This window comes from Phenylobacterium sp. (assembly GCF_036495085.1).
GTDB lineage: Bacteria > Pseudomonadota > Alphaproteobacteria > Caulobacterales > Caulobacteraceae > Phenylobacterium.
The window spans coordinates 1-21,989 of the sequence record NZ_DASXNL010000110.1 but is presented as its reverse complement, the minus strand read 5'-3'; the positions used below and the strand labels follow the sequence as shown (position 1 = coordinate 21,989).

The 21,989-nt window shown below is 66.3% G+C and carries 21 protein-coding genes and 1 pseudogene; 14 read left to right on the top strand and 8 right to left on the bottom strand.

What is annotated here, in order from left to right:
* The 3 genes and pseudogenes from VGI62_RS13170 to VGI62_RS13160 form a co-directional block, all read left to right on the top strand.
* Positions 1 to 195: pseudogene (locus VGI62_RS13170) on the top strand (ferritin-like domain-containing protein); the annotation flags it as partial.
* A gap of 511 nt (positions 196 to 706) precedes the next feature.
* The gene (locus tag VGI62_RS13165) at positions 707 to 3,247 is read left to right on the top strand and encodes a TonB-dependent receptor (protein ID WP_331504951.1); all 2,541 of its coding nucleotides are present in this window, start codon (positions 707 to 709) and stop codon (positions 3,245 to 3,247) included.
* An 88-nt stretch (positions 3,248 to 3,335) separates the two neighbouring features.
* Entirely contained in the window at positions 3,336 to 5,336 is a 2,001-nt protein-coding gene (locus VGI62_RS13160; RefSeq protein WP_331504950.1) for a tetratricopeptide repeat-containing sulfotransferase family protein, read from the top strand.
* Here VGI62_RS13160 and VGI62_RS13155 read toward each other — a convergent pair.
* On the bottom strand, positions 5,333 to 6,871 hold the full coding sequence (locus tag VGI62_RS13155) for a PAS domain-containing protein (RefSeq protein WP_331504949.1): 1,539 nt from the start codon (positions 6,869 to 6,871) through the stop codon (positions 5,333 to 5,335). The two genes, VGI62_RS13160 and VGI62_RS13155, sit on opposite strands and share 4 nt — an antisense overlap.
* Positions 6,872 to 7,108: 237 nt before the next feature.
* Between VGI62_RS13155 and VGI62_RS13150 the strand changes: the two genes are divergently transcribed.
* The 3 genes from VGI62_RS13150 to mmcB all read left to right on the top strand — a co-directional run bounded on the left by VGI62_RS13150 (position 7,109) and on the right by mmcB (position 9,386).
* Positions 7,109 to 8,233 (top strand): ferritin-like domain-containing protein, encoded by a 1,125-nt coding sequence (locus VGI62_RS13150; protein WP_331504948.1) that lies wholly within the window; start codon positions 7,109 to 7,111, stop codon positions 8,231 to 8,233.
* A gap of 119 nt (positions 8,234 to 8,352) precedes the next feature.
* Positions 8,353 to 8,886: a lipocalin family protein gene (locus VGI62_RS13145; protein ID WP_331504947.1), complete on the top strand. Its 534-nt coding sequence runs from the start codon at positions 8,353 to 8,355 to the stop codon at positions 8,884 to 8,886.
* Positions 8,887 to 8,927: 41 nt separating this feature from the next.
* Positions 8,928 to 9,386, top strand: coding sequence for a DNA repair putative endonuclease MmcB (gene mmcB / locus VGI62_RS13140; RefSeq protein WP_331504952.1), 459 nt, complete (start codon positions 8,928 to 8,930; stop codon positions 9,384 to 9,386).
* On the opposite strand, the gene VGI62_RS13135 is transcribed toward mmcB, so the two are convergent.
* Positions 9,365 to 10,171 carry a LytTR family DNA-binding domain-containing protein gene (locus VGI62_RS13135; protein ID WP_331504946.1) on the bottom strand — a complete coding sequence of 269 codons (807 nt, stop codon included), beginning with the start codon at positions 10,169 to 10,171 and terminating at the stop codon, positions 9,365 to 9,367. The two genes, mmcB and VGI62_RS13135, sit on opposite strands and share 22 nt — an antisense overlap.
* A complete protein-coding gene (locus VGI62_RS13130; protein WP_331504945.1) occupies positions 10,171 to 11,283 on the bottom strand; it encodes a sensor histidine kinase in 1,113 nt (370 codons plus the stop codon). The genes VGI62_RS13135 and VGI62_RS13130 overlap by 1 nt, the downstream gene beginning before the upstream one ends.
* A 199-nt stretch (positions 11,284 to 11,482) precedes the next feature.
* Between VGI62_RS13130 and VGI62_RS13125 the strand changes: the two genes are divergently transcribed.
* Positions 11,483 to 11,701, top strand: a complete 219-nt coding sequence (locus VGI62_RS13125) for a hypothetical protein (protein WP_331504944.1) — start codon at positions 11,483 to 11,485, stop codon at positions 11,699 to 11,701.
* Positions 11,702 to 11,706: 5 nt separating this feature from the next.
* Positions 11,707 to 12,078, top strand: coding sequence for a MarR family winged helix-turn-helix transcriptional regulator (locus VGI62_RS13120; RefSeq protein WP_331504943.1), 372 nt, complete (start codon positions 11,707 to 11,709; stop codon positions 12,076 to 12,078).
* Here the strand turns inward: VGI62_RS13120 and VGI62_RS13115 are convergent.
* From VGI62_RS13115 to VGI62_RS13105, 3 genes are all read right to left on the bottom strand, one after another.
* On the bottom strand, positions 12,075 to 12,410 hold the full coding sequence (locus VGI62_RS13115; RefSeq protein WP_331504942.1) for an MmcQ/YjbR family DNA-binding protein: 336 nt from the start codon (positions 12,408 to 12,410) through the stop codon (positions 12,075 to 12,077). The two genes, VGI62_RS13120 and VGI62_RS13115, sit on opposite strands and share 4 nt — an antisense overlap.
* 23 nt (positions 12,411 to 12,433) lie before the next feature.
* Positions 12,434 to 12,991: an ActR/PrrA/RegA family redox response regulator transcription factor gene (locus tag VGI62_RS13110; RefSeq protein ID WP_331504941.1), complete on the bottom strand. Its 558-nt coding sequence runs from the start codon at positions 12,989 to 12,991 to the stop codon at positions 12,434 to 12,436.
* A 100-nt stretch (positions 12,992 to 13,091) separates the two neighbouring features.
* Positions 13,092 to 14,513: an ActS/PrrB/RegB family redox-sensitive histidine kinase gene (locus VGI62_RS13105; protein WP_331504940.1), complete on the bottom strand. Its 1,422-nt coding sequence runs from the start codon at positions 14,511 to 14,513 to the stop codon at positions 13,092 to 13,094.
* A 71-nt stretch (positions 14,514 to 14,584) separates the two neighbouring features.
* Here VGI62_RS13105 and VGI62_RS13100 point away from each other — a divergent pair, with 71 nt between their 5' ends.
* From VGI62_RS13100 to VGI62_RS13090, 3 genes are all read left to right on the top strand, one after another.
* Positions 14,585 to 15,196 (top strand): SCO family protein, encoded by a 612-nt coding sequence (locus tag VGI62_RS13100; protein ID WP_331504939.1) that lies wholly within the window; start codon positions 14,585 to 14,587, stop codon positions 15,194 to 15,196.
* 94 nt (positions 15,197 to 15,290) lie between these two features.
* Positions 15,291 to 16,586, top strand: coding sequence for a polyhydroxyalkanoate depolymerase (locus tag VGI62_RS13095; protein ID WP_331504938.1), 1,296 nt, complete (start codon positions 15,291 to 15,293; stop codon positions 16,584 to 16,586).
* 11 nt (positions 16,587 to 16,597) lie between these two features.
* Positions 16,598 to 17,335, top strand: coding sequence for a SprT family zinc-dependent metalloprotease (locus VGI62_RS13090; RefSeq protein WP_331504937.1), 738 nt, complete (start codon positions 16,598 to 16,600; stop codon positions 17,333 to 17,335).
* 8 nt (positions 17,336 to 17,343) lie between these two features.
* Here VGI62_RS13090 and VGI62_RS13085 read toward each other — a convergent pair whose 3' ends face one another.
* Both VGI62_RS13085 and VGI62_RS13080 read right to left on the bottom strand, forming a co-directional pair.
* Complete coding sequence (locus VGI62_RS13085) at positions 17,344 to 17,742, bottom strand: VOC family protein (protein WP_331504936.1); 399 nt, start codon at positions 17,740 to 17,742, stop codon at positions 17,344 to 17,346.
* A 2-nt stretch (positions 17,743 to 17,744) separates the two neighbouring features.
* Positions 17,745 to 19,715 (bottom strand): penicillin-binding protein 1A, encoded by a 1,971-nt coding sequence (locus VGI62_RS13080; protein ID WP_331504935.1) that lies wholly within the window; start codon positions 19,713 to 19,715, stop codon positions 17,745 to 17,747.
* A 224-nt stretch (positions 19,716 to 19,939) separates the two neighbouring features.
* On the opposite strand from VGI62_RS13080, the gene VGI62_RS13075 reads away from it, so the two are divergent.
* From VGI62_RS13075 to VGI62_RS13065, 3 genes are all read left to right on the top strand, one after another.
* Entirely contained in the window at positions 19,940 to 20,554 is a 615-nt protein-coding gene (locus VGI62_RS13075) for a DsbA family protein (RefSeq protein ID WP_331504934.1), read from the top strand.
* Positions 20,555 to 20,766: 212 nt separating this feature from the next.
* The gene (locus VGI62_RS13070; protein ID WP_331504933.1) at positions 20,767 to 21,108 is read left to right on the top strand and encodes a CC_3452 family protein; all 342 of its coding nucleotides are present in this window, start codon (positions 20,767 to 20,769) and stop codon (positions 21,106 to 21,108) included.
* 323 nt (positions 21,109 to 21,431) lie between these two features.
* Positions 21,432 to 21,986 carry a F0F1 ATP synthase subunit delta gene (locus VGI62_RS13065; RefSeq protein WP_331504932.1) on the top strand — a complete coding sequence of 185 codons (555 nt, stop codon included), beginning with the start codon at positions 21,432 to 21,434 and terminating at the stop codon, positions 21,984 to 21,986.
* Positions 21,987 to 21,989 lie beyond the last annotated feature (3 nt).

The window sequence follows — 21,989 nt, the reverse complement described above, 5'->3', positions numbered from 1 at the left end:
AAGACCCTGCTCAACGCCGGCATCATCACCGACCGCACCAAGGCCTTCTATTCGATGTACGTCGACATCGACGAACTGAAGGGCGAGGGCGACAAAATGGTCGGCGACGACATCGCCGAGGAGGGGATCAAGTATCTGCAGGAGATCAACTTCAAGGAGCGCGCGCTCTCTAAGGTCCTGATCGCCGCCGAATAGGCGTCCGCGCTATCTCTAAAGGCTGCGCCCGCCGGATCCCTCCAGCGGGCGCTGTCGTTTTTAAAGAGGATCGCGGCGCTACGCAGCCTCCTCGTAGCTTGGCCATAACGCGCGGCAAGCGCGGGAAGCGCCAAAACTCCCCTGATATTCGCGCTGTGAAACCTCCGCGCGCCAGCCTTACGCCCCCTAAAGACGGGCCCCTGCAAGACAACGGCCATACCGATAACACTAAAGCCGGCGCTCATCCCGGGCCGTATGGACGGCTTCTCCCCACCTGTTCCGATGTCGGTGCAAGGCGTCGTCATTATAGTCGGCATTCACGCTGTGACTTCTTTGCACGCTCTTCACAAATAGTGTCGGCGCGAACAGCGTTCAATTGACAATATCGCCGTTGCAGGGTGGCCTCCGCGATGACGGGGACCGACTCCGCGCCGCCCGCGATGGCGGACAAGACAATGGTCGGCGCGCGCATTCTGCGTGTGGCTGTCCGCCAAGCCCGGGGGGGGTGACAATGAAAACATCGATGAAGAACCAGTACATGGGCGCGAGCCTTTTGGTGCTTTCCGCGCTCACCTCGTCTTCAGCCGTGGCCGCGGCCGAGCCCGCCGCGGCCGTGTCCGAGGTCATCGTCACGGGCACCCGGGTCGCCGGCGTCAAAGCAGAGGATAGCGCCGCGCCGATCGTGGTTGTGGGCGGCCCCGCCCTGAAGCGTGTCGGCCAGCCGGACCTGATCCAGGCGCTGACGCAGAACCTACCCTCGTTCAATTCCGAGGCCTTCGGCACCGATACCGGGCAGTTGACGCTTTCGGCGCAGTTGCGCGGCCTCAACCCCAACAACACCCTGGTGCTGATCGACGGCAAGCGCCGTCACTCCACAGGCAACCTGCATGTGGCCCCAGGCGTCTTCCAGGGAGCCGCCACCCCTGATCTCGGCCTGATCCCCGTGGCCGCCATCGACCACATCGAGGTGCTGCAAGATGGCGCCGCAGCCCAGTACGGCTCCGACGCTATCGCCGGGGTGGTGAACATCATCCTGAAGAACAACAACCAGGGTGGAAACATCAGCGGGACGGGCGGTTCGTACTACTCGAACGGCGGGGGCACCGGCGCCCTGTCGGCGAACATCGGCCTGCCGCTAAGCGATCGCGGCTTCATCAACCTGACCGCCGAGACGCGGTATCACGACTTCAGCCATCAGGGTGGCGCGGACCGTCGCCTGTTCAATCTCGACGGAACGGTGAAGGCGGGGCTCGACGCCGTCGATGCGGCGGGCGTTCGAAACGCGCCGGACTTTCCGCGGGTCAACCACATCTACGGAGACGGCACCTCCAACCTCTACAACGGCCTCTACAACGCCGGCTACGACCTGGGGCAGGGCGTCGAACTCTACAGCTTCGGCAGCTATAGCCACCGCAAGGCCTCCGCCTACGAGAACTACCGGCTGCCGACCAAGGTGATCGCCTCCCCAGTGCTTGGCGTCGGTGGGGACAGCACGACTCCGGGCGAACTGATCCCCTTCCCCAACGGCTTCAACCCACGGGAAGCGTTGAGGGAGGACGATTACGCCCTGACCGGAGGCGTGAGGGGCGTCCTCGACGGCTGGAGCTGGGATCTCGCCACCACCTACGGGCGCGACAAGAACGAGATCTCGACGCTGAACTCGGCCAACGCCTCGCTCTTCGTGGATACCCACACGACGCCGCGCAACTTCTACGACGGCGCGTTCATAAGCACCGAATGGACCACTGACCTGGATATCACCCGGCCGTTCGAGGTCGGGCTGGCATCGCCCCTAAACGTCGCCTTCGGCGCAGAAGGCCGCCGCGAAACCTACGCCATCAGCACCGGCGACCCGGCCTCGATCTACAAGGAGGGCGGTCAGTCCTACCCCGGCTTCCAGCCGAGCGATGCGGGAACCCACTCGCGCACCAACTATGCCGGCTACATCGACTTTGCGGTGGATCCGATCGCCAACCTCAAGCTGGACCTCGCTGGCCGCTATGAGCACTACAGCGACTTCGGCAGCACGACGGTGGGCAAGTTCACCGCCCGCTACGACTTCAACCCGACCTTCGCGTTGCGAGGCACGCTGAGCACCGGCTTCCGGGCGCCGACGCTCGCCGAGGAATATTATTCGGCGACCAACGTTGCGCCGACCTTCGCGGTGGTGAACCTGCCGCCGAACTCGCCCGCCGCGCATCTCGTCGGCTTCCAGAACCTGAAGCCCGAGAAATCCACCAACTATAGCGTCGGCTTCGTCGCCCATCCGACAGCGCTGCTGCAAATAACGGCTGACGCCTATCAGATCGAGATCCGCGACCGGATCGTAAACACTGGAACGCTGCTGGGCCTGACCGGCGAGACCGTGGTGTCCCAAGGGGCTCTCAACGCCATCTCGGCGCACGGCAACGTCCTCGACCCCAGCGTCACCTACGTCGGCATCGCCGTCTTCACCAACGGGGCCAACACCCGCACCCGCGGCGTCGAACTGACGGCCAACTACGCCTCGGACTTCGAAGAGTACGGCCACGTCGATTGGACGGCGGCCTTCAACTACAACGACACGGCCATCACCAAACTTCAGCCCCTCCCCGCTCAGGTCGTGAACGCTGCGTTCAACCAGACCAGCATCCTCAGCCCGACGGCGCGCAGCACGCTCACCTCGGCGAGTCCCAAGGAAAAGGCGGTTCTTGGCGCCTACTGGACCAAGAGCCGTTGGACCGTGAACCTGCGAGAGGTCATCTACGGCTCGGTGAGTTCGATCCTCGACTTCAGCGGGGCCGGCACCGGTCCGGAGGCGCAAAGATTTACTGTCGGCGCGGCGGCGATCACCGACCTCGACATCGGCTTCAACATCACCGAAGCCTTGAAGTTCGATGTCGGCGCCAACAATCTGTTCGACCACCGTCCGCCAGGCGTGCCCAACGTGCCCGACGGCTCCGGCGGCGTCCGGCCGTTGAGCGGCAACAATGTCTATGGTGAGCCGGCGCAGTTCTCGCCCTACGGAATCAACGGCGGCTACTACTACGGGCGGCTGACCTTCACCTTCTGATCGCGCGACCCTACGCGACACTGCGGGGCGGGCCGAAGGTTAAGGTTGGTCCGCCTCGGGCGGCGTTGTCGCATGCTATAGAGCAACGATGCCCTCCGTTTCCGTGACCGACGCGATCGAGCAGGCCTCGGCGCTGCTAGCCGCCGACGCCGCGGCGGCCGAGCACCTGGCCCGCGGCATCCTGGCCGCGGCGCCGGCTGATCCTCGGCCGGCGCTGATCCTGGGCTCGGCCCTGCGCAGGCAAGGCGATTTCGCAGCCGCCCATACCATCCTCGCCCCTTTGGCGAAGGCCTATCCGCGCGCTGCGCGCACGCAGTATGAACTGGGCCTCGCATTCTCCGGCCTCGGGGACGCGCCCGCCGCAATCGACGCCCTGCGGAATGCAGTCGCGATGAAACCAGACCTCGCTGACGCCTGGAAGGCGCTGGGCGATGAGTTGTTTCGGGCTGGAGAGGTCGCCGACGCCGAGGCCGCCTTCAAGGCGCATGCCCGCGCCGCTGTGACCGACCCGGCGTTGACGGCCGCGGCGGGCGCGCTGTTCACCGACGACGCGCTTCTGGCCGAACGGCTGCTCCGGAAGCATCTGGACAGCCGACCGGACGATGCCGTGGCCGGCCGGATGCTGGCCCAGGCCTGCGCGCGACTTGGGCGGCCGGAAGAGGCGCAAGTCCTGTTGTCGGCTTGCCTCGTGTCCGACCCTGCGTTCGACGGTGCGCGCTTCCAGCTCGCCGAACTGCTCTTCCATCAGCAGAAAGCCACCGAGGCCATGGCCCACGTCAGGGCGTTGCTGGCGCGCGAGCCGGACGATCCGGCCTACCGCAACCTGCTGGCAGCTTGCCTGGGCATGGTCGGCGACTACGGGCCGGCGATCGAGGTCTACGAAGGGCTGCTTGCAGATTATCCCAAGCATCCCCGGATCTGGCTGAACTACGGTCATGCCCTGCGCACTGTCGGGCGCGGAGACGCCGCAGTGGCGGCCTATCGCAGGTGCATAGCGCTCGCGCCCGGCCTGGGAGATGCCTACTGGAGCCTTGCGAACATGAAGACCGCCTCGGCCACCGCGGGCCTCGAGGCGGGGATGCGCAGCCAGCTCGTGCGAACCGATCTCGCCGACGAGGACCGGTTGCACCTGCACTTTGCGCTCGGCAAGGCCCTGGAGGATCACGGAGACGCCGAAGGCGCGTTTGGCCAGTACTCGGCCGGCGCGGAACTGAGGCGTAAGGCCCTGCACTATGACGCCCGCGAGACGACGGCCTTGACACGGCGGTCCATCGCCCTGTTCACGCCGGCCTTCTTCGCGGCCCATGCCGAAGCCGGATCGGCATCGGAGGCGCCCATATTCGTTGTCGGTCTGCCCAGATCCGGCTCGACGCTGGTCGAGCAGATCCTGGCCAGCCATTCCCTCGTCGAGGGGACCATGGAGCTGCCCGACATCGCGCTCATCGCCCAGGAAATGGTCCGATCGGGGCCGGGCGGAGCGGCGGGGTCATATCCTGATGTGCTCGCCGGCCTCGACCCAGGACAGCTCTCAGCGATGGGAGAGGCCTACCTCGAACGGACCCGCGTCCAGCGCAAGTCGAACCGCCCGTTCTTCGTCGACAAGATGCCGAACAATTTCCACCACATCGGTCTAATCCAGCTGATCCTGCCGCGCGCCAGGATCATCGACGCCCGCCGCCACCCTCTGGCCTCGGGGTTCTCAGCGTTCAAGCAGCACTTCGCACATGGTCATGCGTTCTCCTACGACCTCACCGACCTGGGCGGCTATTACCGAGACTACGTCGCGCTGATGGCCCATTTCGACGCGGCCCTGCCCGGGCGTATCCATCGGCTGATCTACGAGGACCTGGTCGACGACACCGAGGGCGAGGTCCGTCGCCTCCTGGAATACTGCCAATTGCCGTTCGAGGCGCGCTGCCTGGAGTTTTACGGGAACGACCGTCCCGTGCGGACGGTCAGCTCCGAGCAGGTCCGGCGCCCGATATTCCGCGACGGGCTTGAGCAGTGGAGAGCTTTTGAACCGTGGCTCGGACCGATGAAGGTCGCGCTCGGTCCGGCCCTGGAGGGTTGGCGAGGCGATAGCCACTAAGGGCGGTTGAAACCGTCGCCTCCCTCGCCCGGCAGATCGAGGCAACTTGCCGGAGCGTCTAGTCGCCAGACCACGCCCTCGGGTTCGAACCTGAGGTCCACGTTGGCGCCGAGCGAGGCGCTGACCATCTTCTCGATGACCCGGCGTCCGAACCCGCTGCGGTCCGGCGCCGCCACCGGGGGCCCGCCGCGCTCGGTCCAGGTCATATGAAAGCGCAGGGGCGCGGCCCTTGATTCTTGCAGGCTCCAGACCACGCTCACCTCACCCTGGGACCTGGATAGGGCTCCGTGCTTGCAAGCGTTGGTCGCCAACTCGTGCAGCGCCAGGCCCAGGCTGTGGGTGGCGGCGGCCCTGAGCGTGACCGGCGGCCCGGAAAGCTTCACGCGGGTATCTGCAGCGGTGACGAAGGCGGAGAGTTGGCCGACGACCAATTCAGATACCGGCGCGCCCGTGTAGTCGTGGCGGGTCAGCAGGTCCTGAGCGGCCGCCAGCCCCACCACACGATCGCTCACGCTGTGCTGGAATTCCTCGACCGTTGTGGCGCTCTGCCCGATCTGCCGCACCGCCGACAGGATCACGGTCAGGAGGTTCTTGGACCGGTGCGCCAGTTCGCCGAACAGGAAGTTCAGGCGCTCCTCGGCATGCTTGCGCGCGCCTATGTCGTTGATCACTGAAATATAGTTCAGTGGGGACCCGTCGGCATCGCGCTCCAATGAGGCGGTCAGATCCGCCCAGACGATTTCGCCGCTGGGCTTGAGGTAGCGCTTTTCCATCTCGAAGCGGTCGATCTCGCCGGCCAACAGCGCGCGCGCCAGCTTGAGGTCCGGCTCAAGATCGTCGGGGTGTGTGATCTCCTGGAAGGACATCCCCAGCAGCTCTTCCTCGGGATAGCCGAGAATTTCGCAAAGGCGGGGGTTCACGGCCAGGAAGCGGCCCGAAGCCGAGACATGGGCGACGCCGACGGCGGCATGCTCGAATGTGCGTTTGTACCGGGCCTCGGTGTGCTCGAGGGCGTGCTGGACGCGCTTCAGATCGGTGACGTCGATATTGAGCCCGACAAGGCGCTGGGGCCGACCCCTGGCGTCTAGGACCACCCTCGCGCGATCCTGGATGTGACGGATCTCGTCGTCCGGCAGGACGATGCGGAACTCGTGGCGCACCTCGCGGCCGTGCTGGATCGCAGCCATCAGAACCTGCTGTGCGCCGGCCCGATCGTCGGGGTGGATGGTTTGCAACCAGCGCTCGATGTCCGGCTTGTCGGCTCCGCGCGTCCAGCCCCAGAGCGCGAAGTTCGACGCCGACCAGGTTAGGTCCTGGCTGTTCAGGTCCAGGGTATAGGCGGCCACGCCGCCGGCTTCCTGGGCGAGCTGAATCCACTCCTGGGCGAAGGCGAGTTGCTGCTCGACCTCGCGACGTCCGGCGTTGTCGCGCCACAGCACATCGACAAGCGGGGCCTGTCCGGGAGCCGAGGCCTCGGCCAATCGGGCACGGAGCTCCTCGACCTCGGCCTCGAGGGCCGCCAGCCGTTCGGACATGTCTCCGTCAGATCGCTGCTCGATCGGCAAGCCCCCTCCAGCTACCGCCAATGCGGTCGTCCCGACAGGATCAACATAGCAATCGGACGTCGCCGATGCGACCCGTGTCAGCCGCCGGTGTCCGCGCGAGCTCCGGTTGCCCGTCATTTTCTTTGACGAGCGTGGCCGTCAGGCCGAAGCTTCGGACCGGAACAGGCGCGCCGCCGAACCTGGGCGCGATACCACGCGGAGGCAGTCATGGCCGACGGCAACATCACCAAGGACTCCATGTACGGCGCGGTTGCGCCCAGCGACTTCGAATCCATGCTGACGCTTGACCGCTACGGCGAGCGCTCGACCGCTTTCGACAAGATCATCAGCGCCACCCACGACCACTTCTGGGATCCGCTTGACCCGAAATATATCGATTTCGCCGAGCCCTTCGATCTCGAGAACGAGGCGATGACCCCGGAGGAGATCAACCCGCTCCTGCGGCTCCCTTACATCGCCGAGACCCTGACCGATCCGAAGCAGAGGATCGCCTTCATCAACTACATGCAGCTTCGGAATTTCTCCTCGATCCTGCATGGCGAACAAGGCGCGCTGAACCTCTCGGCCAGCCTGTGTCACGTGCTCTACGACCAAGGCGCTCAGGAATACGCAGCCAATCAGACGCGTGAAGAGGCTCGCCACGTCACCGCTTTCGCCAGGTACATCAAGACCCGCTGGGGCCGGCCGACCGAGTGCGGGGCGGCGTTGAAGAGCCTGCTGGTCGAGATCATCGAAGCGCCGGAGGTCTACAAGAAGATCGTCGGCATGCAGATGCTGGTCGAAGGCCTGGCCATGGGCGCCTTCGCCAACGGCTACCGCTACAATCGCGACCCCGTGGCCAAGAAGCTCTTCCAACTGGTGATGACCGACGAGGCCTTCCATCACAAGTTCGGGAAGATCTGGGCCGACAGGACGATTCCCAGGCTGACGGAAGCCGAGCGCAACCTCGTGGAAGACTGGACGGCCCATTGCGCTCAGTCGTTGCTCTTCGACCGCGGCGATCCGCGCCAGTCGGCCGAGATCTACGGCAGGTTCGACCTCGACCCTGAGCGGGTGATCGCCGACATCGTGCAACGTCGGAAGGAGCGCGACCCGACGCGGAAATTCAAGGGCGAGACCAACGTCTTTCGCGTGCTCATCAAGACCCTGCTCAACGCCGGGCTGATCACGGCCCGGACCCGCAGTTTCTACGCGACCTACGTCGATATGGATGAACTGGCGGCCGAGGGCGAGCGAATGATCGGCGACGATATCGCCGAAGACGGCATCCGCTACCTGCAGGCCATCAACTTCAAGGATCGCGCGCGACCGGTTTCGATTGCCGCTGAGTAACTCGCCATGGCGTGACGGCGCGCCTCAAAACCGGCATGATCTCTTGCGTCCATATGCGGCGCCCCGCGGACCCGCCATGGGCGTTTCAATTTTCAAAGCACAAAGATATCCGACGGCCCATGCAGAAGCGCTTGACCGTGATCCTCGCCGCTGCGGCCGCCCTGGCCGCTGCCTTGCCGGGAGCCGCCGCCGCCATGGCCCAGCCTGTGCCGCATATCGAGCTCACCAAGATGATGGGCCGCTGGTACGAAGTGGCGCGGCTGCCCAACATGACCCAGCGGGGCTGCAACGCGGGCACCTCGGACTGGGTGCGCAACGGTGACGGCTTTTCCGTCGTCCAGGCCTGCCACAGGGGATCGCCCGATGGGCCGCTCTCGGAATGGAAGGCCAGAGCCCGGGTCGCTGACCCGGTGTCCAACGCCAAGTTCAAGATGAGCTTCTTCGGCGGGCTCGTATCCCAGGAGTACTGGGTTCTCGATCAGCGCTCCGACGAGGGCTGGCTGATCCTCGCCACCCATGACGGCAAGTATCTGTGGCTGATGTCGCAGAAGCCGGTCCTGCCCGTCGCCATCCGCAACGAGGCCGTGGCCCGCATCAAGCAGCTCGGCTTCGACATCGGACGCCTGGAGTTCCCGCTGCCCGCGCGCGGCTGAGGGGGTTGCGCCCGGAACGAAGCCGGAACATGTTTGTGAGCATGTCCGCTGACGTCACCATCGTCACTGTATCCCGGCCGGAGACCACCGCGGCGGTGACTCGTGGCGCGGGCCGGCTCCTGACGGCGCTGGGCTATGCGCCACTGGCGGAGGTGACGCTTCCGAACGGTCGGCGAGCGGACCTGATGGCGCTGGGGCGGCGCGGCGAGATCTTGATCGTCGAGGTGAAGTCCGGCCTCGAAGATTTCCGCACTGACCAGAAGTGGAGCGAGTACCAGCCCTACTGTGACGCCTTTGCGTTTGCGGTCGCCCCCGAATTCCCAAGGGAGATCCTGCCCGAGGAGCCCGGCCTGATTGTCGCCGACGCCTTCGGCGGCGCCGTGCTACGAGAGGCGCCGTCCAGCCCGCTGGCCGGCGCCCGACGCAAGGCGCTGACGCTGGCTTTCGGGCGCCTGGCCGCGCTGCGTGCGGCGGGGGTTCAGGCGGTGGTGCTGGAATAGGCCGGCGGGTTGCGCGTCATCGCCTTCAGAACGCGCATGTGGCGGCGGGATACGGGAATTTCCGCGCCGGTGGAGAGGGTCACGGCGCCCCGGTTGCCGGCATGGCGGACGCGTACGATGCGGTCGGCGCGGACCAGACTGGAGCGGTGGACGCGTACAAACAGATCTGGGTCGAGGCGCTCGGCCAGCGCGCCGATGGACTGGCGGACCAGAAAGCTGCGGCCGCCCGTGTAGATGCGGACGTAGTCGCGCTCAGCCGCCACCCAGTCGATCGCCGCCACCGGCAGGCTGACCCGCCCGCCGCGTTCCTGGATCCAGATGTCGCGGTCGAAGGTGCTCGGGGTTGGGGCCGGGGCTGCGCCGCTTCGCAGGTTGCGCAGGATCTCCTCCAGTTCCTCCGCGCGCCCGGCCGCGGCATGTTCGGCCAGCGCCTCGCGGGCGCGGGTCAGGGATGCGGCAAGGCGGGCGGGTTCCACCGGTTTCAAAAGGTAGTCGAATGCGGCGCGGTCGAAGGCGTCGAGTGCGAATCGGTCGAACGCGGTGACGAGGATGACGATCGGCGCGGTTCCGCCCAGCGAGTCCAGCACCTCCAGCCCTGTGAGGCCCGGCATCTTGATGTCCAGCAGCACCACATCGGGGGAAAGTTCGCCAATCATCCGGCGCGCGGCGACGCCGTCGGCCGCAGCGCCGACCAGTTCGACAGCATCCTGGTCCCTGAGAAGGATTTCGAGCCGCCGCCGCGCGAGGGGCTCGTCGTCGACGATCATCACGCGCAGGCCGGCCACTAGCGCCGCTCCAGCGGCAGCTCGACAGTGGCCGCAAAACCACCGCCGGGGCGTGGGCCGCAGGTCAGGGCGCCTGCCTCGCCATACAGGACCTCCAGCCGTCGGCGCACATTGGCCAGGCCGACGCCCAGCGTCGTCGGCGCTTTGACGATGTCGGGGACGGCGTCGTCCTGCACGGTGATCCTCAGGCGCCCGTTAAGTGCTTGCGCCGTGATTTCCACGGCCACCGGGCGGGTGGTCCTGGCGACGCCGTACTTTACGGCGTTCTCGATCAGCGGCTGCAGGATCAGACCGGGCAATAGGGCGTCCCGCAGGTCGGCGGGCGCCGCTTCTGAAAGCCGCAGCCGATCGCCGAAACGCTCCTGTTCGATGGCAAGGTATTGGCGCTGCGCCGTCAGTTCGTCGGCGAGGGTGATCTTGTCCCCGGGGGTCTTCTCCAGTGAGGCGCGCAGGAAATTGGACAGCGACAGCACCATCCGCTCTGCGCGGACGAAATCCTTCTGCAGGATCAGCGAGGAGAGCGCGTTGAGGGTGTTGAACAGGAAGTGCGGATTGATCTGGTAGCGCAGCATCTGGTTCTGGCTCTCCGCCGCCAGCGCTTGGGCCTGCACAAGCCGCATGCTCTGCTCCCGAACCTCCTCGTCGTAACTCAAGGCGAAGACCACGGCGCACCAGACTATGAAAGACCAGACAAGCACCGAGAAGTTCATGGCGAGGTCGAAGGCGAATTCCCAATGCGAATGCGGAGGCTCCTCCGTGCCGATGGGAAAAAGCACATAGAAGACCAGCTGGTTGAGGCCCGTGTAGAAGGCGCCGCCCGCCACCGACAGGCTCGCCGCGAGAGCCAGGCGGCGGCCACGGGGCCAGCTTCGGGTCCGCAAAAGCAAGTGCTTGATCAAGATGCAGACCCCGAATGCGGCGGTGCATACAATGGCGCGGCGCAAGCCCAGGCCGATCAGTTTCGGCAGCGGGGTGCCCATGCCGAGGGAGCGCACGCTGATCAGGATGTAGGTGATGACCCACAGGACCAGATTGGCCACCTGGTAGCGGTCAATCAGCGGCCGCTTCGCAGCCGCGACGGGCGCTCCGGTCTGGCCGTACCGAGTGTCCAAGGGCCGTTCCCCTCGCCGGTGCGATGGTCCCGAAGACTAGGCCAAGACGCGCGCGTGGGCGACGCCGCTCGTCGTGCGAAAACGACCGCTTGCAGCAGCGCTTGCTCTTCGCATCGCAGATTGCAGCGTTCATCGAATACGGCGTGATCGAGGGCGCAACTACACCGATGCTCACCCCAGCACTCCTCAGGGGGCCAGCATGAAGCTCTGCGGACAGATTTCCATCGAACTCACGGTCGATGACTTTATCCAAGCCGCCGATCACCAGAAGCGGCTCGAGGGCCTGTTGAGACTTATCAAGGACAGCTATCCCGACGCCACCTTGGCTATGCGCGAGCGTCGGCAACGCAGGTCGCTGGCGCTGTCTCGGGCCGCTCCGCGCGTCGAGGCGATGCTCGGACGCTACGAGGGGGCCTGAACGCCATGCGCGCCCGAAATGTCGTCCTGCAGTCCCTGCATCTCTTCAAGGCGCTGGATCCGCGCGTCAGCGTCAATGAGGTGATCGCCTTCCTCTACGCCGCGGAGAATGAGGGCCTGACTGTTCAGGAGATGGCCGAGGTCGCCAAGCTGACCCAATCGACGGCCTCACGCAGCCTGCGCGCCCTCGGTCCGCCTGACTCCGATTGGTCCCAGCAACCGGCGCTCGGTTTGCTGGAAGCCTATCTCAATCCTGACGACGCCCGCAGCCACGTGATCCAGCTCACCGCCCGCGGACGCGAACTGCGCGACCGCCTTGACGCGATCATCCGCCAGTCGGTGACCATCTCGCCCGAAAGGGCGACTTGGGCCGCCTAGCCGATCTCGCCCCCGTAGGCGCGGCTGACCTTCCTTGGGACCACGCAAATCCAGGCCTCACGGACCAGGTCGGCGACCTCGCCCGCATCCAAGGCGTCGATCTTGACCCAACTCCAACGCATGGTTCCACAGGTGAAGGGGGACAAGACCTCCGGACGCGCCTCGAACAGCAGCTCCTGATGGCCTGGGTCGAGTTTCATCAGAACGCGCTTGCCCCAGAGGCGCGCGATGCCCCTGCGGCCCACCGCCAGCTTGGGCTCTCCCATGTGGGGGGCCTCGACGGCGCCGGGCAGGCCGACCCCTGCAGCGCGAAAATCGTCCCAGGTCGCCATGGCCGGCTCGTCCTGGGAGCGGCCTAGCGTGGGGCGCGCTTGGCGAGGATGCGTTGCAGCGTGCGCCGGTGCATGTTGAGCCGGCGTGCGGTCTCCGAGACATTGTGGTTGCACAGCTCGTAGACCCGCTGGATGTGCTCCCATCGGACCCGGTCGGCGCTCATCGGATTTTCCGGCGGCGCGGGCGAATCGCCGCCTCGCGCCAGGAGCGCGCGCGCCACGTCGTCGGCGTCGGCGGGCTTGGACAGATAGTCCACCGCGCCCGCCTTTACGGCCTGCACGGCTGTCGCGATGTTCCCGTAGCCGGTCAGCATGATGATCTTGGCGTCCGGTCGCGCATCACGCACGGCTTCCACAACCCTTAGCCCGGTGCCGTCCTCCAGGCGCATGTCGAGCACAGCGAAAGCCGGCGCGTGGCTTTTCACCGCGGCCAGGGCTTCGGAAACACTGCCCACCAACGTGGGCTCGAAGCCCCGCTGTTCCAGCGCGCGCCCCAAGCGTGTGCGAAGCGGCGCGTCGTCATCGAGCACCAGGAGCGTCTTGTCGGGGAGGGCAGCGACGTCGGCGGAGAGGTCTGTCATGCGGCGATCCCCCTAAGGCGGGGCTCCATGAACTCTGACGTGTGCGGCATCCTGTCGCACGTGGCGACCTAAGGGCAAGCTGGAACTCACATTTCTACGTCTATTGGCCTTTGGCTTCGATCTTCGCACGTGGCCAACTGGCTCCTACGACCGCGCCGTGCGGCTTGCGGTTCAGAAACGTGACAACGGCGCCGCTTCTTTCCAGCAGCGTCTTGGCGATGAAGAAGCCCAGCCCCATGCCGATGTGGCCGGTGCGCGATCCTTCCGCGCCGGGGCGGGTGGTCACATAGGGCTCGCCCAGCTTGGCCAGGACGTCGGGCGAAAAACCTGGCCCGTCATCGCGCACCTCGATCGAGATGGTCTCGGCATCGAAGCGTGCGGAAACCAAGATTTCGGAAGTGGCGAAGTCGACGGCGTTCTCCACGAAGGAGGTGAGGGCGTGGGTGATCTCAGGCAGGCGGCGGATGTCGGGGGACTTTACGCCCTTGGCTCCCGTGACGATCGCCTCCACCCGAACGCCCTTCACTCCGGTATGTGGCTCGATCACCTCCTCCACCAGCTGTCGCAGGGAAAGCCGCTCGTGGATCTGGTCCGAGGCCGCGTCGGGTGTCGCCGTGAGTCGGCGCAGGATCTCCCGGCAACGCTCCGCCTGAGAGACGAGGAGCTCGGCGTCGTCGCGCACCGCTTGGGAGGGAGCTTCGCGTCCAAGCTCCTTGGCGACGATGGAGATGGTTGCGAGCGGGGTGCCCAGTTCATGGGCGGCGGCAGCGGCCAGAGCGCCCAGGGCGGAGAGCCGCTGTTCACGAGCAAGCACGGCCTGGGTCACGTCGAGCGCCAACGCCATGCGGGCCGATTCGGTGGCGGCCTGGCGGACGTAGCCGGCCGTCAGTGCGATACCGGCCACGTTCGCCAGCGCGCAGCCCACCCGGTAGGTGGCCGGAATCACCACATCGATGCCGGGGGCTTCTGGCAGCGGAAGGGAAAAGGCGGCGAGCACGCAGGAGACGGTGGCGGCCAGGATCCCCAGGTAAAGCACGGGACGAAGCGGCAACGTGGCGGCCGCCAGCGTCGCCGGCGCAATCAATATCAGGACGAAGGGGTTCGATGCGCCGCCCGTAAGAAAGAGCAGGGCGCTGAGCTGCAGGATGTCGCCGCTGAGCTGGATCGTGGCCTCGCGGTCGCCGAACACCCGCTGACGAGGTGTGGCGACGGCGGTCAGAAGGTTCAGCCAGGCGCCGGCCGCCACCACCGCGAAGCAGAAGGCGTAGGGAAGCGAAAAGCCCATGCCCATGACCACGAGCAGCAGGGCCAACTGCCCCACCAGAATCAGCCAGCGAAGGCTCACGAGCGTGCGGACCCGCAGGCGGCCGCGGTGGGCGGCGTCCTCCGTCCATCCATCGCCCGCCGCGATCTGGTCGGGTTCAACGCCGCGCAGCCGGGCCTCGCCTTGCATGGCGGCGGCCCCGGTCCTATCGAGGCGGGGCTGCGTCGCCTGGGCGGTGGCGGTTCGTGATCTGGCCATGGCCCCGACAAGATTGCGCGGCCATCGTCCCCTGACGAGCCCCAAAGCGGCAAAGACGAAGGGAACGCTTCATGAGCCGGACCGTGTGGGTCCTTCTGGCCGTCCTGGCCCTGTCCTTTGCGGCGATCACCGGACTGGCGGTGCGGCGCGGCATTTTGGGCGCGCGGGCCCAGCCTGCGGCGATCGGCGGCCCCTTCCGCCTGGTCGACCAGACGGGGCGACAGGTCGATGCAAGGATCCTCAAGGACAAGTGGAGCGCAGTGTTCTTCGGGTTCACCTACTGCCCGGAAGCCTGCCCAACGACGTTGCTTGCGCTCGCACAGACCGAGACGCTGTTGGGACCGAAGGCCAGCGATTTCCAGACCGTGTTCATTTCAGTCGACCCGCAGCGTGACACGCCGAAAGTCCTGGCGAACTACCTGTCCAACACCTCCTTTCCGCGGCACGCTCTTGGCCTGACCGGGACCCCTAAGGAGGTCGCGGGCGCCGCGGGCGCCTACCACGTCTTCTACCAGAAGGCTGGAGACGGCCCGACCTACCAGGTGAACCACTCGACAATCACCTACCTGATGAACCCGCAAGGGGAGTTCGTCTGCGTGATCCCCTACGGCGATACGCCTCAGGCCATGGCGGTGAAAATCCAGGCGGCCATGAGGCAAGGCCCCCGCGCGCAATCCTGTTGATACTGCGACAGCCTGCCTCTGGGCGGTGAGGCAACATGGCTATGGACCCGGTTAACGGTTCGGGTGTTATGCTGCGTCGCACAAAAGGACGCCCATGCTGTACTCTCTTTATGAAGCGGGTTTCTACGCCTCGACGCCGATGCGGGCCGCGGCGTTGCTCACGCGGGATTTCTGGTCCTCCCCGCTCAATCCGGCGCGCGAAACCGACCTGGGACGGCGCCTCTACGCCAACGCCGACCTCTTCGCGAACCTCACGCGCCGCTATGGCAAGCCGGCCTGGGGGATCGATACGGTGCAGATCGACGGCCAGAGCGTTCGGGTGCGCCCGACCGAAGTATGGTCGAGCCCCTGGTGCAAACTCACCCACTTTGCTCGCGACATGGCCGACATGCGCCGGGCCGGGCGCCGCACCCGCGAACCAGCTGTGCTGATCGCCGCGCCGCTCTCCGGCCACTACGCCACCCTGCTGCGTGGCACCGTGCAGGCCTTCCTGCAGGATCACGAGGTCTACATCACCGAGTGGTCGAACGCCCGTGACGTGCCGGTGCTCGATGGCCGCTTCGACTTCCACGACTATATCGACCACATCCGCACCATGCTGCAGGTGCTCGGTCCCCGCCCGCACGTGGTGGCGGTCTGCCAACCGGGGCCGCCGGTCCTGGCGGCCGCGGCGCTCATGGCCGAGGATGACGACGACAGCCGGCCTGGCTCAATGACGTTCATGGGCTCGCCGATCGACGCCAGGCTGTCGCCGACCGTCACCAATCGCCTCGCCGAGGAAAAGCCCTTCGCCTGGTTCAAGTCGAACATGATCGACACTGTGCCCGGCCCCTACCCAGGCATGGGCCGGCGCGTCTACCCGGGCTTCGTGCAACTCGCCAGCTTCATGTCCATGAACCTCGAAAAGCACCAGGAAGCCCACCTGCGCTACCTCCAGCAGTTGATGGACGGAGACGGGGATTCGGCCGAGCGCCACCTGGAGTTCTACGACGAATACCTCGCGGCTCTGGACCTGACGGAGGAGTTCTATCTGCAGACCGTCGACGTGGTGTTCCAGCGCTACCTCTTGCCGAAGAGCGAGTTGGAGCATCGCGGGCGCCTGGTGCGGCCCGAGTTGATCACCGACATCGCGCTGCTCACCGTCGAGGGCGAGAACGACGACATCTCCGGCATCGGCCAGACCCAGGCGGCTCATGATCTCTGCTCGGGCCTGCCGGCCGAGCTGAAGCAGGACTACGTGCAACCGCATGTCGGCCACTACGGGGTGTTCAACGGGGCCCGGTTCCGCGACGAGATCTATCCGCGCGTGCGCCGGGTGATCTGGGACGCCGAGCTGGCGCTCGCCCGCGCTCCGGCCAACGCCCTCCCCAAACGGACCAAAGCCGCCTAGATTCGTCGCTGATGAGTCTCTTCGGCCGCTCACCTGCCGACGGCGACCGGCTGGAAGTCGCTGGCGCGGCCGTGACCTTGCGGGTGAACCGGCGCGCGCGGCGCGTTTCGCTCAGACTGGACCGCACGCGCCGCGAGATCGTCGCCACCGCGCCCTCGCCGCGCCGGCTCTCCGAGGCCGCCGCTTTCGCCCGTGAACGCGCCGGCTGGATTGCCGAGCGGATGGCCGAGCTTCCCGCTGCGACGCCTGTGCATCCCGGCATGACCCTGCTGGTGTTCGGCGAGCCGGTGCGCCTCGAGCTCGGGACCGGACGCGCCAGATGGATACCGGGGGATGACGGTCAGCCGGCCCGCATCACCGCCATGGGCGAGGGCGAGGGGTACGCCCGCGCAGTGATCCTGATCCTGAAGCGGCGCGCGCTTGCGGTGCTGGGGGAGCGAACCGAGATCTATGCGGCGATGCTGGGCGCCGACGCCCCCAAGGTGAGCGTGGCCGACGCCAAGGGTCGCTGGGGGTCGTGTCGGCCGGGCTTACGAGGCGGCGCCGCCGCAATCCGCTACAGCTGGCGCCTGGCGCTGGCGCCCTTCGAGGTCGCCGACTATGTGGCCGCACACGAGTGCGCGCACCTCCTCGAACTGAACCATGGTCCGCGCTTCTGGGCGCATGTCCGGGCCCTGGTGGGCGACGCCAAACCGCACCGCGCATGGCTCCGCGCCGAGGGCGCCAGGCTGCACGCGTTCGGTCGGTAGCTAGAGCATCAGAGGGGCCAAGCAGAGTTCTGGAGAACGATGCGAAAGCCGTCCGGATCCTCGAAGGTGACGCCTGAATGACCCCAAAAGGGGTTGTGGGAAGGCACCTCTTGCGCCCCGAACGCGCGCAACTGCGCCACCGCATCGCTCCACTGCGCCTCACCGGGCAGATAGAACACGAGTAGCGTTTCGGCATCCGGCCGCGCGCCGGATTGGTGGCCTCGCCGATGGGTGAATTCCAGGTGGTACGCAGCGTGCGGCGAGCCCAGCACGACGCCATCAAAGTCCGCGTGATCCTCGAAGGCCGCCAGCTTCTCGAACCCCAGGCCTATGACGTAGAAGGCGGTGACCTCGTTCATTCGATCCGTGGATCGGGCGATGCGAAGGGTGGCGCCCGCGAGCGGCATGGCTAGTGCGGGGCCTCGTCCCGGTCGGCGGTTGGGGTGTCGGCCTCGTGGTCGCCGTGCAGCAATTCGCTCACACCGCTGACAATCTGACTGAGGGCGTCGGTCTGCTGTTCCGGCGGCGGTGCGAAATCAGCGCCTGGGATCGGCTGCACTTTCAGGCGCGGCAGCGCCTGGGTCATGTAGTCATGCCAGATCGCAGCGGGTGGTCCGCCGCCGGTGACCTTTTTCATCGGGGTGTTGTCGTCCTTGCCGACCCAGACGGCGGTGACGAAGCCCCCCGTGTAGCCGATGAACCAGGCGTCGCGGTAGTCGCTGGTCGTGCCGGTCTTGCCCGCCAGGTCGTAGCCCTTCACGGCCGCGCGCGTGCCGGTGCCGGAGGCGATGACCTGGCGCATCATGCGGATCATGTAGGAGAGCGCCGGCTGGCCGATGACCGGGCGTCGCTGCGTCTGACCCATCCCGTGGTCATAGAGCACGCGACCGGTGGAGGTGCGGATCCGCTCGATGCCGTAGCCCTTTGCGAACGTGCCGCCGTTAGAGAAGGGCGCATAGGCCTGGGCCATCTCCAGAGGGCTCACCTCGACAGCGCCCAGCGCCATGGAGGGATCGACCTGGATGGGCGAGGTGATGCCGAGGCGCCGCGCGGTGGCCGCCACGTTGGCGGTGCCGACCTCGTTGGCCAGGCGCGCGGCTACCGTGTTGATGGACTCCTTGAGGCCGATCTCCAGCGTGATCTGCCCCAGGTAGCGGCCGGTGTAGTTGCGAGGCGTCCAGTTGCCGATGGTGATCGGCTCGTCGACGACGGGGGTGTCGGGGGTGCGGCCGGCCTCCATCGCGGTCAGGTAGACGAAGGGCTTGAACGATGAGCCGGCCTGGCGCTTGGCCTGGGTGGCGCGGTCGAACTGGCTCTGCAGGTAGTTGATCCCGCCAACGTAGGCGCGGATCCGGCCCTCACCATCGAGGGAGACCAGCGCCGCCTGCTGCACGCCTTGTCCCTTGGCCGCGGCGACCCCGGCCTTCAGCGCCTGCTCGGCCGAGGCCTGCAGAGGCAGGTCCAGAGTGGTCTCCACCACCAGGTCTTCAGTGGGTTCGCCTACAAGGGCGCGAACCTGGTCGTCGACCCAGTCGGTGAAGTACTGCGCCCGCTGGTTGGCGAGCACGGGATTGACCACCACCGGCGTCATGAACGCCTCGTCCCGCTGCTGGGGGGTGATCGCGTTGATGCGGACCATCTCGTCGAGCACGATGGTCGCCCGGCGGGCCGCCCGGTCGGTGGCCGCCACCGGCGAATAGCGCGACGGGCCCTTCATCAATCCGGCCAGCAGCGCGCTCTCGCCGAGGGTGAGCTGTGCGGCGGGCTTGCCGAAGTAGCGTTGCGAGGCGGCCTCGATCCCGTAGGCCCCGGCGCCGAAATACACCCGGTTCAGATAGAGTTCGAGGATCTGCTTCTTGGAGAACTTGGCCTCCAGCCACACGGCCAGGATCAATTCCTGGGCCTTTCGCCGGTAGGTCTGGTTGGGGGTCAGGAAGAGATTGCGCGCCAGCTGCTGGGTGATGGTCGAGCCGCCGCGAAGGGGGCCGCCGCCGCGGTGGGTCCAGTCGTAGAACTGGCTGCGGGCGATACCCCAGGGGTTGAAGCCGAAGTGCCAATAGAACCAGCGGTCCTCGATGGCGACGAAGGCCTTGGGCACATAGGGCGGCAGCTTGTTCAGGTCGACCGGCGGGGCGTACTGGCTGCCTCGCACCGCCACCAGGCCGCCAGAGCGATCGAGGTAGTTCACCGAAGGCTGGCGCTTGACGTCGTAGAGCTTGGATGTGTCGGGCAGATCGACCGAAAACACCGCGAAGAAGGCGACGGCGAAGATCAGCGCCCAGACGCCCAGAACAAGGGTCCAGTAGAACAGCGCCTGCAGGGGAGAGCGGCCCGGGCGGGGATCGCCTGCTCCGCCGCCAGGCGGCTGCGCCTTAGCCATTTGATCGTCGTCCTTGGGTCTTTCAGGCCGCCCAACCCGGACCGACCCATAGCTTAGGCCAGACAAGCGCGCGACAACATTGACGAGATATGAACGACAGGGTTTGAGGGGCGAGAAAGCGGCTTTGTCGAGGCTTCCTTCGAAGCCAAGCTTCAGTCACATTCCGCCCAAGCCTCGAAGCGTCGGGGCGGCGTTCCCTGGAAGGGCAGTTCGATATGTTGCGGATGAAGGTTGCGCTTCTGGTGGCGCTCGTGGTGTTCGGCGCGGCGGCCTGCTCGCCCAAGGCCGGCGGCAGCGGCAGCGTCGCGGCTCTGCCCGACGACATGTCCCTGGGCAACGCCCAGGCCAAGGTGACCGTGGTCGAGTACGCCTCGGTAGGCTGTCCGGTCTGCGCCAAGTGGCAACGGGAAGTGTTTCCGGCGTTCAGGACCAAGTACATCGACACCGGCAAGATCCACTATGTCTTCCGGGAGATGTTGGTCGGCCAGGGCCCTGAGGTCGCGGTGGCCGCGTCCGGCTTCCTGATCGCCCGCTGTGCCGGCAACGACAAGTACTTCGCGGTCACCGACGCGATCTTCAAGAATCAGGAGCAGGCCTTCCAGGCTCCTCGCGAAACCCTGCTCGAGATCGCCAAGTCCGTGGGCATGACCGAGGATGCGTTCAACAAGTGCGTCAATGACGAGAAAGCCATCCAGGCGCTGAATGATCGCGTCGATCGACACAACCGCGTCGACCACGTGAACTCCACGCCGACCTTCGTCATCAACGGCAAGGCGATGGAGCCGGGCTTCCACACCCTCGACGAAATCAGCGCCGCCATCGCCGCGGCAGGCGCTTAAATCGGTTCGCGGGGCCACCCGGCCTCTGCGACATTCCTGAATACCGACTGTGCGAAAATAGCGGTTGCGGTTGATCTTAACACTGTTATCTTAGCGTTGCTCAGTTCGCGGTGCGCTAAGGGTGGGGATGCCCGAGGCGATCCAACGCGGCGGACGGGGCCGGCGCCTTGAGCAGGGGCGCCGCCACTCCCCGAACCGTTGGAGGGCTCATTATGAAGCTCATTACCCTTGCGGCCGCCTGCGCCGCCCTCGCCACCCTGTCCGCCGCCCCTGCCTTCGCCGCTCAGCCGGTCGTCGCCAAGCTGCAGACCGCTGTCGCTCAACCGACGAAGTTCATCGCCGGCGGCGCGATGTTCGTCTGCGAGGGTGACGCTTGCGTCGCCAGCGCCGCGACGTCCGAGACGTTCTCGAGCGCCACCTGCAAGGCCGTCGCCGCCAAGGTTGGCCCGATTGCGTCGTTCACCGCCACGAAGGCCATGGACGACACGCGTCTCGGCGCCTGCAACAGCGTCGCCGTCGCCCGTGGCGCCGGCTCGCAGCTCGCCAAGCAGTAGCGCAGGCGCTTCGATCTCCCAGCAGCTCTTTGTCGAGCTTCTGAACTTCTAAGGGCGCCGGCCTTCAGGGACGGCGCCCTCTCTTTATGTTAGGTCCTCGCAGGGCGGCGGAGGAGGAACGGACCCCGTGACTATTCGTCAGCCCGCGTCGGGCCTGGCAATGTTGCGGCGCCAAAGATCGCGTGGTATCAGGCGCGCGGCTTTAGGCCAGGGGTCTAACGGACCTTTCGGACTGATGTGCTTTTTCCAAGCGCTTTCAAGCCTTTAAGGCTGCCGCGGACTTCACTGCGGCGGCTTTCGAACACGCACCGGGCGGATACTAAGTGGCGGACGATTCCAAGGCTTCGAATGTGGGTGGCCGCTATGCGCAGGCCTTGTTCGATCTCGCGACCGAACAAAAACAGGTGGCGGCCGTCGAGGCCGACCTCAAATCCCTGAAGAAGGGGCTTGCCGACAGCCATGACCTGAGGGTCCTGGTCGGCTCGCCGGCCTTCAGCGCTGAAGACAAAGGCAAGGGGCTCGCCGCCATCGCCGCCAAGGCGAAGTTCAACGCCACCACCAAGAAGTTCCTGGGCCTGCTCGCGGCGAACGGCCGCGTCTCGACCCTGGCTTCGGTGATCACCGGCTTCGAGGCGTTGTCCGCCAAGGCGCGCGGCGCGGTTTCCGCCCAGGTGACCACGGCCGTGCCGCTCAGCGCCGCGCAATCCAAGGGCGTCGCCGCCGCGCTCCGCCAGGCGCTCGGCAAGGACCCCGAAATCGAGACCCGCGTCGACCCCGCCATCCTGGGCGGGATCAAGGTGCAGGTCGGTTCCCGTCTGTTCGATGCTTCGCTCAAGTCGAAGCTCGACTCCCTCAAATTCGCCCTCAAGAGAGCGTAAGAT